This window comes from Enterococcus sp. C65 (genome assembly GCF_040887165.1).
GTDB lineage: Bacteria > Bacillota > Bacilli > Lactobacillales > Enterococcaceae > Enterococcus_B > Enterococcus_B hirae.
This window is the reverse complement of the sequence record NZ_JBFOFG010000001.1, coordinates 354,253-367,436: the sequence shown is the minus strand read 5'-3', so window position 1 is coordinate 367,436 and position 13,184 is coordinate 354,253. Positions and strand designations below refer to the sequence as shown.

Genomic DNA, 13,184 nt, shown 5'->3' with positions numbered 1-13,184 from the left:
GTCTTGTATGTAGGTGAATAGACTATCTTCAGATAACAAAATTAGAATCACTGACCTTTTTGTTTTGTCATTTTGAAATAAAAGTTTTATTTTAGCTGAAGTGTAGATATAGAATGGAAAGCGGATAAAAGCTGTTTGTTTCAGTAATTACTTGAAAAAGGCAAAGAAAACTAGTACGACTGTAAATAAACGAACTTTTATACAAGGCCATAAAAGGAGAGGGAATATGACGATGAGGAAAAGCGACAAATTATCACCAGAGGAACGATATTTATCTCTGGCATTTTCTGCTGATCAAATCCAAGAACATAAACATTTAACACAGGAGAATGGGTTAAGGTTTCATCAGCAATTTGATCAGAGAGACGAGAACGACTTTCATGAACAACTACACATGAAACTGCCCAAAAAATCGAAAAATACCGAGAAAAATCAGTTATTATATTATGATCATAAAGAGGAGAAGCTTTATAAGATCATTTCAAGCCAGGAAATTGTTAATAAAAAAAAGTCCTACTTAAATTGTCATGGAAAATTGATTACGAGTAACGTTAAATTTAGTGACGGTTCAACAAAACTAGTCATAGACAATAAACAACAGAATCAAGAAACAACCTTAATTAAATTTGGTCTGGACGAACTGTTTAATAGAAAAAAATCACGGTTTATATGGGTGACAACAGAAAAAGAAAATGAACTAATAAATATAGTTGGTTCTTTAAACGATAAAGACCAGGAACATCACCAAAATGATGGAGAGGTACAACATACTGATCACTCAAAACGTAAACTTCAGGAATGGCTGAGTAAAAATGAACCGGTAGTATATTATCCATTAGATGCTAAAAACAAGAGCGGTTATGACAAAGACGAGCCATTACTATATTTTGGGAACAATAACCTATATAAGGTTGACCATGAAAAGGGGCGGGCGACCTTAATTGCTGAAGGAGTGCAGGAAATTAATCGAAGTTTTGTATGGAACGATGTGGCACTTCTGAAAAATTTACCGAAAGAATGTGGGGAAAATCAAGCCGTAAGAGTCGATGAAAAATGTTTAGAATCGATTCGAAAAGTAGTTGATATAGTTAAAAGAAAACAAATTTTGGAAAACAAACCAGAAAACAATCTTACACAGGGCTCTTTAGCTGCTAAAGCTACTAAAGCTACTAAAGCAAGAAATGCACAAACATCTCCTAGTTTGACTTTGACATCACTAAATTATACTAATATAGACAGATAAAAAACTAATGTTCCTCAATTATAGTATCTCTTTAAAAATTAAGTTGAATTGTTGCACAATAATGATGCAAATGGATTCTTAAAATAGCATGAATGATTGCTATAAATCATAGTCTTATTTAACAGTCTATAACCCCATATAATCGTTCTTACACTTTAAAGGTATATTAATCAACTGATAAAACACTACTTTCTAGGATACATCTATCAATCATTGCTCTAACAAAATATGGATAGATAAATTCACATCAAAATCTATTTTTGGTGTGAATGATTTCTAGATAGCTTTAATTCTAAATGGTTTATGCATGCGTATATATATAACTGATTAGTTGAACAAGAAAAGAATCGTTTTTATACTATCTGGTAAAAAGAAATAGAATAAATAGCAAGAAGAGAGGGTTTGTGGCTTTTTAAAGGAAGGAAATAAAAATTTTATATTTTAGTTTACATAATATATATTATACAAAGTAGATTCAAAGTGAATTAAACCCCTATCAAACCGAAATCAAACTAAAAAGATAAAAAAATGACTCTTTCGAACCATTGCAAAATTTTAAAATTATTTTGTATTATAAAATATCAATTAAATCGTGTTTGACAAGATTTAAATACGATTTAATTTTTTATCTGCCTATATAGTATGATTTGCAAAAGTCCATATCCATAATTTACAAAATTAGAAACAAAAACTCCACAATATTCACATGTGACATTCTCTACAATAAAACAATCATAATCTGGACAACACTTTTTTGATCTTTCCACAAAGAGATACATTTTTCCATACTACAATCACAATCTTTACATTTCAATTTCATACAAGTCACTCCTTACTAAAGATCATATCAACAGCGTTCTTATAATTCTCGATCATTTGTTTGTGTTGTTTTGTCATACGTTTACGTCCGTTAGCAATCAAACCAGCGACATAACAACCTGAATCATTCCAACACTCGTCTAAGACCGCTAATGATACCGATACTTGTTTTTCTACCCACTTTTTAGTTCTATAAAGCGACATTAGGAATTTCAATGAGAGATTTCTTTGATTTTGAACTGTACAATGAAGAATTATTAAACAAAATCCATCTGACAACTTTAATTTAGAGAATAAATCTAATTTGACAGTTTTACCGAAGAAATAATAAAAAGAGTAAAATAAAAAATAAAGAAAGAGCAACTAGACATACAGATTAGTCGCTCTTTCTTTATTTTTTATTGTTTATGTATGAATTCTATCTTTCTACGAAAGAACCTTCTGATTTTTCTTTGGAAGGGTTTTTATTGATTGCTTTATTTTGTTCGTTTTCGGAAAGTTTCTTGACTTTCCTCATAGCTCTGATTTCGTCAAATTTTTTTGATTGATTTTGTAATTTTTTAATGTTGTCGTCATGATCAGGTTGTATTGGAGCAGGTCCATTTATCCAAACACGTTGCGTTTCATTGAATAGAGAAAAAAATTTTACCCATGCTTTATTTTCTTTAGACAATTCTTCTTTTGGGCTTGAGTTATCTTGGGCAGACAGTCCGGCTAGTGCTATTTTAAGAGCGTCATTATATCGAAATTTTTTTTGAGAGGATAATATTTCTGAAACATCTGATCCTGCTTCTTTAATAAAGTTTTCGTAAATTTCTTGTCGATCTCTAAGGTACAGGCCTTTAAAGTCATTTTTGTTTAAATTTTTGTTAACTTCGTTCATTTCTTCAAGCAACATTATTAAACGTTGACTGTGTGGGTCATCTCCAAGCGATTCTATCTTGTTTAAGAAATCTAAGTATGTTTTTTTACTTCTAGAAAAAATATTTCTTGATACTATTGGACGATTCCCACCATTTTGTTGCAAAACTTGATTTATACGATCTTCGATATCTTGTTCGTTAACAGGATTTGTAGTTTGTGATTCTTGTTCGCTAACAGGATTTGTAGGTTGTAATTCTTTCATTTTTTTCTTCCTTTATTTTTATTTGTAATTATAAATAAGAAAAACCAATAATGGTGTTTCTTGTTTTCCCCTGAATTAGAAAAATTAACATAAAATTAAATCCCTGCCGATCTAAATGAAACAAAAAATGTATCGTATTTCTGATATAGCATTTCTCTATTATACACTGTAGGGATCAGTGCACCACTATTATACAAGTAGCGAGTCACTAAAAATTGATTACATTGTATACATTATGCCAAGTAGATCCTTAACATAATAAAAATTCACTCTGTTGTTCGTCCACGTTCTGTCTTTTTTGAGAATCATTTTCATCTATAATTTTTTCATACTCGTGTTTTCCAGAAATATGCCTATCGCAGCTCTATGTAATATCCCCTCATATAAAATCAAATATACATGATCAACGTGATACAGATCCGGCCTACGCCCTGCAAGTGCGTTTAGTTGATTCATACGGCGCTGATGACGTTTAAATTTAAATCATCTCCTTAAATTTTTACATTATTTTTTCAATTGTTTATCTCATCAACCGACCATGCAGGTTACCTATTGATATTATAAGAAGTCTGTGAAACGGGAGAAGCTATATTGGTGTCAGATCCAGTAGTTTTATCAATATTGTGTCTTGTCTCGGGCGTGACATTTGTAATAATGCCTGCTCGTCCATTCAAATGATACAGAGATTTATTTATCATAACGGACTGAGAATTCCCACTGCTCAAGATATTGTCAGTCTCTACCCCATTTGCTGAATTTTGTACACTCTTTCTTTCCGCTGATTTGCGGATAAGTTCATTTAAAAAAGACTTGTAATGGCTGTTAGTTTGCGGATTAGGTTGTGTTTTTTCAGAGTATCTCTCTGTGGTGCCCCATCCCGTATTTTCATCCATGTCTAACTTATTCTTTTTAAGGGACTCCCCTATATTATTTATCGGTTTCTGTTTAACTCTTCCTTCAGGCAAGCCTACTAGCTCTGCATCTATCATCTTCGATTGATCTTTGTCTAAAGTATTTTTCTGCCCATCAGATACGCTTCTTAACTCCTGAGAATTCTGCTTTTCCATATACTATCTCCTTTCATTTATTTAGTAATTTTACCAGTCATCTTTTATTCTTTTTAAGCTGATCACGCTCTAAATCAATCACCTCCTTCATTTTTTTGTTGTTTCAAATGCATTTCCCGAAAACTTTACCTAATATGCTACCATTTTATTACAATTCACTTTCTACTAGAGAATTATTTTTTCTAAAACAAAAATAAAAAGGACAACGAGCAAAACACTCATTCTCCTTTTTTTCATTCAATTATCTCACGGTGTTTAATACGTTTCTTAAATCATTGACAGACTGTTTAAACATTTCTTCTTCTGGTGTAATTGATAATTCAATGACTTCTCTTCTATATATTATGCTAAGTAGTTTCTTTTTTTCTTATTTATGTATGAAGTCTATCTTTCAGCTCTAGGTGGCAAAACAGGTGGTCTATCCATATTAGGGGTAGAACGCGGCGATGGAACAGGTGGTTTTGAGCCTCCCATAGTGCTATCTTTTATTTGTTCAAATGCCCGAGATGGACTAGTGGGCTGTCTATCCATATTAGGGGTAGAACGCGGCAATGGAGCAGGTGGTTTTGGGACTCCCATAGCGCTATCTTTTATTTGTTCAAACGCCCGAGGTGGTAAAGTTGGAGCTGGCTTCATATTTCGAAGTACACTACTTCGAAACGGCGAAGGTGGAACTGGTGAAGGTGGAGCTGGCTCCATATCCTGATGTAGTGAAGCAGGTACTCCTTGTTTAGACTGTGCATTTTTCTTTTTTATTGTTGGATCTTCTGTATAGATATTTTCTCTTGGCATTAAATTTCTTCCTTTCCTCTTTATGTCTTAAATTATAAACAAACTATATATTATCCAACTCACCTCTTTTCATCTTCAATCTAATTTTTAAGAAGCTCTCACCTATTACCTATAGTACTTATTACCTCATTTACTTGATTTTTCACCCTTTTCATAATCTGTGCGTTCTTTTCTCCCATAGTTCCTCCTAATTGCATTTCAGGCCTCTCTCTACCCTGTCTGGATGTTACTTCCCGGGAATGCTCAGCAGATTGTCCTTTAGCCATAGGTAAATAGGTCACTCATGGAATTCTGACTGCGAAAATGCTCATTTTTTACTATCTCGGACGTGATATTTTTAAAAATTCCTGCTTGTCCATTCATTTTATTTGTGGCTACATTTTTACTTCTATCTATTATTTTATTGAATTTCTGAGCTGGCTTCTTACTTCGAAGCGATAAAGGTGGAGCTGGATCCATATCCTGATGTAGCGAAGCAGGTGCTCCTTGTGTTGGAAGCAGATGTTCATAAGAATGTGACGATGTTGTTGATGGCTTTATAAGCTCACTCAAAAAAGCTTTAAACTGCTCTGGAGTTTTGTACACAGGCTGAACTCTTTTTCCTGGAGTTACTGAAATCTGGTTGACATCCGCTTTAGGCAAACCTACTAATTTTACATACATCATCTCCGATTGATCTTTTTGTTGTCTATCAGATACGGTTTGCTCTGTATGTATAGAGTGAATATCTTGTTGAACTGCAGATTCTTCTAATCCGCTTTTTGACTCCTGAGTATTCTGCTTTTCCATATACTATCTCCTTTCGTTTATTTAGTAATTTTACCAGTCGTCTTTTATTCTTTTTAAGCTGATCACGCTTTTAATCAATTACCTCCTTCATTTTTTTCTTGTTGTTTCAATTGAATTTCCAAAAAAATTTACCTAATATTCTACCATTTTATTACAATTCACTTTCTACTAGAGAATTATTTTTTCTAAAACAAAAATAAAAAGGACAACGAGCAGCAAAACGCTCATTCTCCTTTTTATTTTTTATTTAATTATATCACAGTGTTTAATACGTTTCTTTTTTCTTATTTATGTATGAAGTCTATCTTCCAACTCTAGGTGGCAAAGATGGTGGTCTATCCATATTAGGGGTTGAATGCGGCAATGGAGCAGGTGATTTTGAGCCTCCCTTTATTTGTTCAAATGCCCGAGGTGGACTAGTAGGCGTTCTATTCATATTATGAGTAGAACCTGGTAATATAGTAATTTCTTCTTTAGATTTTCCTCTTATTTGTTCAAAATTCCGAAGAGTTCCTTGTTTAAGTTGTTTATCTAACTCTTGCAATTGTTGTATATAACCCTCCTTGTTTGACGATGCTTCTTTAGTATGTTTTTCTATAGTTTTTATAAATTTTTTTATATCTCGGTATTCTTTTCGTTTAGAAAGATTAAATCTATCCATACCTTTTAGTGGCTCAACCCTCACTCTCATGGTACTATAAAAATTTTCTTTAGCACTTGCCCCAGCAATTTTTGAACGTAATTCAATTTCTTTTTTTATCAACTCAGCATTATCTTTAGGCATTATAGTACTTATCTCCTTTTTCTAGAATAAAATAATCATAAGTAAAGAAAGAATATTTATTGCATCTAATTTAAAAAAATAATCTTATTCTGTTTTAAATCAATCACCTCCTTCATTTTTTTCTTGTTGTTTCAAATGCATTTCCCAAAAACGTTACCTAATATGCTACCATTTTATTACAATTCACTTTCTCCTAGAGAACTATTTTTTCTAAAACAAAAATAAAAAGGAGAATGAGCATTTTGCTCGTTCTCCTTTTTATTTTCATTCAATTATCTCACGGTGTTTAATACGTTTCTTAATTCATTGACAGATTGTTTAAACATTTGTTCTTCTTCTGGTGTAATTGATAATTCAATAACTTCTCTTACACCCTTTTCATCAACGATGGATGGAACACCTGTAAAGATATCTTTCACTCCATATTGACCAGATAAATAAGCAGAAACTGGTAATACAGCTTGTTCATTGTTTAATACAGCCTTGACAATTCGTGCTGTACTCATACCGATTCCATAATAAGTCGCTTTTTTTCGATCGATGATTTCATAGGCAGCATTTTTAACTTTATCAGCAATGATATCTAAGTCTTTTTCTTCGATTCGATGATCTTTTTCGACAAATTCCATGATTGGTTTTCCGCCAACTGTTGTATGGGACCAAGCTGCTACTTCAGAATCGCCGTGTTCACCTAAAATATAGCCGTGAACGCTACGAGGATCGACAGAAAGTTTCAAGGCAATTTCTTTTCTAAAACGAGTTGTATCTAATGTTGTTCCTGTTCCGATTACTCGAGAAGAAGGTAACCCTGATTCTTTCCACGCAATGCAAGTCAAAATATCTACTGGATTAGAAGCAACAACTAATATTCCGTTGAATCCTGCTCCCATGATTTGTCGAACAATATCCTTCATGATTCCAGCATTTGTTTTCACTAAATCTAAACGAGTTTGTCCTGGTTTTTGGTTGATACCTGCTGTGATTACTACTAGATCGGCATCGCTGCATTCGCTATAATCACCTGACCAAACAGCAACATTCTCTTCACCCCATGCCATACCATCTAAAAGGTCTAAAGCTTCCCCTTCCGCTTTTTCTTGGTTGACATCGATCAAGACTAATTCATTCGCAATTCCTTGATTGATCATGGCATAAGCAATACTTGTTCCCACAAAGCCTGTTCCAACGATCACTACTTTTCTACTGGTTTTTCTCATGTTGATACACGCTCCTTTTCATCTCATATGTTATTTTCATGAAAATTATAGTTCTGATAGAAACATTTTTCAATATAATGATATTTATAGTTACTATAATATTTTTTTATAGTTATAACAAAAAAACAGATTATTAGTAAACTAACAATCTGTTCAAAGTAAACTAAGATCTATTTCATTCGTTTATATTGGCTTTGCTTAGAAGCACCTTTTGAAGATCCGCTTTTATTTGCAGGCTTATCGGACATTTTTTTACTTAATAACAACATCAAAATAACAAATAGAACGGCTCCACCTAAGAACAAATACATATAATCTGATAAATAAGTCGTAAATAGACTTATGAAATCGGTTTGTCCAAGCACACTCGAATTGATTAACTGTAACCCAAAATTTTCCATATATTACCTCCTAATGTTTAGCTGAGAAAAAATTATTCTCATAAATAAAGCATAATACAAAGAAGGTAAGCGCAGGCACCATTTTTTTCTAAAATCGGAAAAATAGTTTTTGGATAAAAAAAGACAGCGTAAAAGCTGTCTTTTTCATAGAGTCACTAGCAACTGACAAATCTATTTTTTAGTATCTTTTTTAGATGTCAATTCTTCAAATTTTTCTTTTACTTCTTCCGCTAATTTTTCCACTTCTTTTTCAAAAGCATTCGGTTTCTTTGGTTCTTCCTCTTCAACCGAATTAGAACCAGATAAAGCGACATCTTTGGCTTCGCCAGAGTTTGTGCCAGATAACGATTCTTGTTTGTTTTCTGTTTCACCAGAATTTGTCCCTGCTAATGCTACTTCATCATCGGTTTTAGGCGCCATCGAACCTCTTAAACGTTTGCCTTTTTCGCCGTTATAATTTGTCATGAGAATTCCTCCTTACAGTTATTTATTTTATAGTACATAAGAACAAAATAACTGTCAAAACATGAGGTGTCCTCCCCATCATATTTTAATGGTTTTGTTTTTTTGTTTCTCATCAATCTTTGCTTAATCCTTCAGAATGATCATAAACAGCGAATGGTTTATTTGTTTGCTTGCGCTTCTTTTTCCTGGATCTCTTTGATCCCTGTTTCTAAAATGTTCATTTGTAGAAGTGTTTCTTCGTCTTTCACTACTTTTTCGGCTCCGTTTATGAGTGTTTCATAGACGCCCTCATAGACCCGACTATAGTCCCCTACTTCAGAAATCACTTTTTCCTCATGGTAGTTTCCATTTTGGTCCATATAGGTAAGTGTGCCGTAGTGTTCTGGTAAATCAATACCAAAATCTTGATGGTCTGGGAAATAAAATAGTTTAAGATGCTCTTCTTGGCGATCTTTTGTCTGTTTTACAAACATCCCTTTCTTCCCATAAACCACAAAGCTTGGGCGTTCCTTAATACGAAAATAGCTTGATTTGACAGAGATTTTCATTGTTCCATAATAAAAATCTAAATCGAAATAATCATTCATTCGTCCCATTCCTAATAATTGGCGCACATCATAGTGGATGTCATCTGGTTCGCCAAAGTAAGAAATTACTTGATCTACTGTGTGACAAGCATGACCATAGAGATAACTATTGACTGTTGAAAATTCCGTTGCCGATTCAGGAACTTCAGGTCTGAAATAATCATAATGCATCTCAATTTCTAAAATATCGCCTAATTTTCCACTTTCCAACACTTTTTGTACGGTCAAGAAATCAGAATCAAAACGACGATTTTGATAACACTGGATAAATAAATCTTTTTGTTTCGCTAGCTCAAATAACTCTTTTGCTTCTTCGGAAGTTTCAGCAAACGGTTTTTCAACCAGGACATTTTTTCCATGCTCTAAGGCTAATTTAGCATATTCATAATGAAATTGGCTCGGAGTCGTAATGACAACTAGTTGGATTTCTGGATCGTTCCATAGATCTTCCAATTGATTGGTGTAATGGATATCCTCAAATGTTTCCCAAGTGGGTTCTGAACGTGAAAAGATCGTTTTGATTTTGATCTTATCTTTTAGTTTTCGTGAAAAAGGTAAATGATAGCGGTTGGTACTTTTTCCATTTCCTAGATAGGCAATTGTTAACATACGTTTTCCTCCAATTTTTGTTTTTAACTACTATCAGTATAAATGACTGGTCCCTTTAAAAGTTAATTTGAGCGCAGTTAGAAAAAAATGTTCAAGAAAGTGATCTTTTTAAGTGAATAATCGACAGGTATGTTTAACCTACACAAAAAATAGTAGTCAAAAAGAGGGATATTCAGTAAGATGGATGAGGAAGGTGAGCATATGTTAATCGAAGACCAATTGATACGACAAGAAGCATTTACAACAACAGAAAAAAGAATTGCTGATTATCTCAAAGCAAACAGAGAAACAGCTGTTTATATGACGATCGAGGAATTGGCAAAAGCGACGTATACTTCGCATTCAGCCATAATTCGCTTATGTAAAAAATTGAGTTTTTCTGGTTTTAGAGAATTTCGTTTTGAATTCGGTCGTGAAGTCCATCAGATGAAAGCCCAGTTCAATCAAATCATTGATCCAAACTTTCCTTTTACTGATAAAGATGATAGTCAATCGATCGCTAAAAAAATGGCCGATTTGTCGATCCAATCTATCAAAAAAGCACAGCTTCAATTGGAGAAACAGTCAATTGATGCGATTGCCACAGCATTGAATCAAGCGAATCGCATGTTTATTTTTGCCAAAGGGGATTCTCAAATCACAGCACGCAAATTTCAAAATAAACTAATCAAGATCAATAAATTTTTGATATTAGCTGAAGAGTATAGTGATTCTTCTTGGAATGCAGCTAATTTAACGGAAAAGGATTGTGCCATCTTTCTAACTTATAGTGGAAGGATTCACCATTATGAAAAAATTATGATGCATTTAAACCATGTGGGTGCTAAAACTGTATTGATCACTGGAAATGAACATTCAGAAATGGCAAAACAAGCAACGATGAAACTCATCGTTACGCAAGATGAATTAGATTTTGCTAAAGTGGCAACATTTTCCTCACAAATTGCCTTCGACTATGTTTTAAACACTCTTTATTCCGTGATGTATGCACAAAACTATCAAGAAAACATCCAGAATCTCAAACAAAAACAAGACTTGATCCAAAAAGGTTTGTTGAAGGAATATCGCCATTAGAAAACAGTTGTTTATTACCGTATGTCAAAGCCAATAGAGCGCGCTTCATTCTTTTTGTCATGATAAAACTTGAAACTAAAAATCTACAGACCGAGTACTGCAAAGATTGAGGTACTCGGTCTGTAGATTATTTTTGTTCTTTTTGCTGGATACATTGTGCAATCAAAGCACCTAGCAAGTGATAGCCTAACCTCGAAGGATGTAACCCATCGTCTTGCAAGTAAAGTGTTGGGTCCTCAAAAGATTTTTCATAATGATAAAAATCAATAAAACTTACTTTGTTCTCATCTGCTACTTCTTTTGCGATCTGAGTATACTCTACTAAGATCTCAGGAATTGTTTGGGTTTTGATCTTTTCATCAACGTAACTAGGCCCTATCAAAATCACTTGGCTATGTTTAAAAAAGTTGATCAATTGTTCCAAGTTTTTTCGATAGGTTTCTTGGTTATCTCTTTGATTGATTGCATCATTAACGCCAACATTAAGAACGACGTAGTCAGCTGTACGTTCATCTTGGGGAAGTTGAGACAATCGTTCAAGGCTGCTTGTCGTTGAATCGCCTCTTTTTCCTAAGTTAATGATCTTAAAATCAGCTTGTCCTAAAGCATTTAAGGTCGTTGATAACGCATGGTCCAATGCATGGACGACCTCCCCCTGGTACAATCCAGCAGCAATGCTATCACCAAATAGTATAATTTTCTTCATCTGTGTCATCCCTTTTCTTTTCTTACAATAAAAATTCTATCACGGAGAATCAAAAAGGAAAAATCGTTGCTCTCAACTATAAGAACTTTCTATCGAAGGTTTTTATTTGGTTATCGATGATGACACAAAGAAGTATCGAAGTGTTTTTCTGAATACGGACACTACTTACCAGTTAAAAAGAAACGGCTAACAAATGAATCGAGTGGATTCAAGATTCACTTCGTTCGGTTTTCAAACCTCTTTGCAGCCATTTTACCTTGTAACGATAATCTTGCAACAACTCATCAGTAGTCCAGTCATTCGCAATGTAATCCGTCAATGAATTGATCACAAGATCCATGACGAAATATAAAAAGCTAATTGCTTCTTCTTCCGAAGTAATGTGAAAACCATTTGCCTTCAGTAACTTAAACCATTCCTTTAATCTTCCTGATTCAGCAGAAGGCTTGGTTCTTTGGTGATTGGTAAAATCATCACTTCTCGTTAAAAAGCGGATGGCCTGCCAATAACTACTTTTTTGTTCCAGTTCACTACACCACGCAAGGTAATTTTCAATTCCTTGAAAAAAGTCTTGCTTGTTTTGACTGATATATTTCAAAATATCTCGATGGATTTGAATCGAATAATACTGGATCGTGTAGGTATAGGCATCTTCCAAGTCTTCGAAGTACTTATAAAAGGCCCCTCTTGACATAGCCATATCTTCGACAATATCTGCAACTTTTACTTGGCTAATATGTCGAGCTGAAAAATTTTCAAGTAAAATTTCAATAAGCCGTTGTTTCTTCTCATTCGGCAGATTAAGAAATGTCGATTTAGGCATCCCATCCCTCCGTTTCTTCGATCAAATCACCATCTTTCATTCGGTAGACACGATCGCTCCATTTGATCATCCGAGCATCATGTGTAACCATGACTGTTGCTTTTTGTTTTTCATGTGCTTCTTTGACAAGTAACTTGACTACTTCAAAGGCATGATCTGTATCTAAGCTAGCGGTAGGCTCATCTGCTAAGATCAAACTAGGGTCATTGAACAACGCGCGAGCAATCGCTACACGTTGTCTTTCTCCACCAGATAAATCTCGAGGATAGCTTTCTTTTAGATCATAAATATCTAATGATTTCAATAAGTCATCAATCACTGTTTCGTTTTGTTTCTGATGGCTGACTCGATCAACTAAATAAAATTGTTCTTTGACCTTTAAAAATGGAATCAAATTAGAACTTTGTAAAATAAACCCAATTTCTTTAAAACGTAAATCGGCTCTTTTTTTCTCAGATAAATCGGAAAAAGACTGACCATTAATGGCGATTTCTCCAGAAGTAGGTGTTTGTAGCCCACCGGAAATGGTTAAGAAAGTACTCTTTCCAGAACCAGAGGGACCGATGATGCTGACAAATTCTCCCTGTTTGACATTAAAATTAATTCCTTTTAGTGCAGTCACTTCGGTATGTCCACTACCAAAAGTCTTGACGATATTTTTCATCGTTAAAATATTCTTCAT

Annotated in this window: 14 protein-coding genes; 2 read left to right on the top strand and 12 right to left on the bottom strand. The window is 33.9% G+C overall.

What is annotated here, in order from left to right; genetic code table 11:
* Window positions 1-226 precede the first annotated feature (226 nt).
* Window positions 227-1,243 (top strand): hypothetical protein, encoded by a 1,017-nt coding sequence (locus AB3I12_RS01580; RefSeq protein WP_063627100.1) that lies wholly within the window; start codon window positions 227-229, stop codon window positions 1,241-1,243.
* A gap of 825 nt (window positions 1,244-2,068) precedes the next feature.
* On the opposite strand, the gene AB3I12_RS01575 is transcribed toward AB3I12_RS01580, so the two are convergent.
* The 9 genes from AB3I12_RS01575 to AB3I12_RS01535 all read right to left on the bottom strand — a co-directional run bounded on the left by AB3I12_RS01575 (window position 2,069) and on the right by AB3I12_RS01535 (window position 9,899).
* Window positions 2,069-2,266 (bottom strand): hypothetical protein, encoded by a 198-nt coding sequence (locus tag AB3I12_RS01575; protein WP_155727568.1) that lies wholly within the window; start codon window positions 2,264-2,266, stop codon window positions 2,069-2,071.
* Between the two features lie 214 nt (window positions 2,267-2,480).
* Window positions 2,481-3,188, bottom strand: coding sequence for a hypothetical protein (locus AB3I12_RS01570; RefSeq protein ID WP_063627102.1), 708 nt, complete (start codon window positions 3,186-3,188; stop codon window positions 2,481-2,483).
* Between the two features lie 545 nt (window positions 3,189-3,733).
* On the bottom strand, window positions 3,734-4,255 hold the full coding sequence (locus tag AB3I12_RS01565) for a hypothetical protein (protein WP_063627103.1): 522 nt from the start codon (window positions 4,253-4,255) through the stop codon (window positions 3,734-3,736).
* Between the two features lie 1,050 nt (window positions 4,256-5,305).
* On the bottom strand, window positions 5,306-5,836 hold the full coding sequence (locus tag AB3I12_RS01560) for a hypothetical protein (RefSeq protein WP_063627105.1): 531 nt from the start codon (window positions 5,834-5,836) through the stop codon (window positions 5,306-5,308).
* Between the two features lie 301 nt (window positions 5,837-6,137).
* Window positions 6,138-6,620 carry a hypothetical protein gene (locus AB3I12_RS01555; RefSeq protein ID WP_053766033.1) on the bottom strand — a complete coding sequence of 161 codons (483 nt, stop codon included), beginning with the start codon at window positions 6,618-6,620 and terminating at the stop codon, window positions 6,138-6,140.
* A gap of 272 nt (window positions 6,621-6,892) precedes the next feature.
* A complete protein-coding gene (locus AB3I12_RS01550) occupies window positions 6,893-7,837 on the bottom strand; it encodes an L-lactate dehydrogenase (RefSeq protein ID WP_063627106.1) in 945 nt (314 codons plus the stop codon).
* A 170-nt stretch (window positions 7,838-8,007) separates the two neighbouring features.
* A complete protein-coding gene (locus tag AB3I12_RS01545; RefSeq protein WP_010719176.1) occupies window positions 8,008-8,238 on the bottom strand; it encodes a hypothetical protein in 231 nt (76 codons plus the stop codon).
* 171 nt (window positions 8,239-8,409) lie between these two features.
* Entirely contained in the window at window positions 8,410-8,703 is a 294-nt protein-coding gene (locus AB3I12_RS01540; protein ID WP_034697939.1) for a hypothetical protein, read from the bottom strand.
* Between the two features lie 158 nt (window positions 8,704-8,861).
* Entirely contained in the window at window positions 8,862-9,899 is a 1,038-nt protein-coding gene (locus AB3I12_RS01535; RefSeq protein ID WP_063627107.1) for a Gfo/Idh/MocA family oxidoreductase, read from the bottom strand.
* A 201-nt stretch (window positions 9,900-10,100) separates the two neighbouring features.
* Here AB3I12_RS01535 and AB3I12_RS01530 point away from each other — a divergent pair, with 201 nt between their 5' ends.
* Window positions 10,101-10,973 carry a MurR/RpiR family transcriptional regulator gene (locus tag AB3I12_RS01530; RefSeq protein WP_025480187.1) on the top strand — a complete coding sequence of 291 codons (873 nt, stop codon included), beginning with the start codon at window positions 10,101-10,103 and terminating at the stop codon, window positions 10,971-10,973.
* 127 nt (window positions 10,974-11,100) lie between these two features.
* Here the strand turns inward: AB3I12_RS01530 and AB3I12_RS01525 are convergent, their stop codons facing one another.
* The 3 genes from AB3I12_RS01525 to AB3I12_RS01515 form a co-directional block, all read right to left on the bottom strand.
* The gene (locus AB3I12_RS01525; protein ID WP_063627108.1) at window positions 11,101-11,679 is read right to left on the bottom strand and encodes an SGNH/GDSL hydrolase family protein; all 579 of its coding nucleotides are present in this window, start codon (window positions 11,677-11,679) and stop codon (window positions 11,101-11,103) included.
* A 208-nt stretch (window positions 11,680-11,887) separates the two neighbouring features.
* On the bottom strand, window positions 11,888-12,502 hold the full coding sequence (locus AB3I12_RS01520) for a TetR/AcrR family transcriptional regulator (protein WP_010719171.1): 615 nt from the start codon (window positions 12,500-12,502) through the stop codon (window positions 11,888-11,890).
* Window positions 12,495-13,184, bottom strand: a complete 690-nt coding sequence (locus AB3I12_RS01515; RefSeq protein WP_010737568.1) for an ABC transporter ATP-binding protein — start codon at window positions 13,182-13,184, stop codon at window positions 12,495-12,497. Before AB3I12_RS01515 ends, AB3I12_RS01520 begins: the two co-directional genes overlap by 8 nt.

Bases quoted from the DNA above. Each gene is read 5' to 3' on its own strand.
- AB3I12_RS01550 (WP_063627106.1), bottom strand. From the start codon at position 7,837: ATGAGAAAAACCAGTAGAAAAGTAGTGATCGTTGGAACAGGCTTTGTG.
- AB3I12_RS01540 (WP_034697939.1), bottom strand. From the start codon at position 8,703: ATGACAAATTATAACGGCGAAAAAGGCAAACGTTTAAGAGGTTCGATG.
- AB3I12_RS01535 (WP_063627107.1), bottom strand. From the start codon at position 9,899: ATGTTAACAATTGCCTATCTAGGAAATGGAAAAAGTACCAACCGCTAT.
- AB3I12_RS01560 (WP_063627105.1), bottom strand. From the start codon at position 5,836: ATGGAAAAGCAGAATACTCAGGAGTCAAAAAGCGGATTAGAAGAATCT.
- AB3I12_RS01545 (WP_010719176.1), bottom strand. From the start codon at position 8,238: ATGGAAAATTTTGGGTTACAGTTAATCAATTCGAGTGTGCTTGGACAA.
- AB3I12_RS01515 (WP_010737568.1), bottom strand. From the start codon at position 13,184: ATGAAGAATATTTTAACGATGAAAAATATCGTCAAGACTTTTGGTAGT.
- AB3I12_RS01580 (WP_063627100.1), top strand. From the start codon at position 227: ATGACGATGAGGAAAAGCGACAAATTATCACCAGAGGAACGATATTTA.
- AB3I12_RS01530 (WP_025480187.1), top strand. From the start codon at position 10,101: ATGTTAATCGAAGACCAATTGATACGACAAGAAGCATTTACAACAACA.
- AB3I12_RS01575 (WP_155727568.1), bottom strand. From the start codon at position 2,266: ATGTCGCTTTATAGAACTAAAAAGTGGGTAGAAAAACAAGTATCGGTA.
- AB3I12_RS01565 (WP_063627103.1), bottom strand. From the start codon at position 4,255: ATGGAAAAGCAGAATTCTCAGGAGTTAAGAAGCGTATCTGATGGGCAG.
- AB3I12_RS01520 (WP_010719171.1), bottom strand. From the start codon at position 12,502: ATGCCTAAATCGACATTTCTTAATCTGCCGAATGAGAAGAAACAACGG.
- AB3I12_RS01525 (WP_063627108.1), bottom strand. From the start codon at position 11,679: ATGAAGAAAATTATACTATTTGGTGATAGCATTGCTGCTGGATTGTAC.
- AB3I12_RS01555 (WP_053766033.1), bottom strand. From the start codon at position 6,620: ATGCCTAAAGATAATGCTGAGTTGATAAAAAAAGAAATTGAATTACGT.
- AB3I12_RS01570 (WP_063627102.1), bottom strand. From the start codon at position 3,188: ATGAAAGAATTACAACCTACAAATCCTGTTAGCGAACAAGAATCACAA.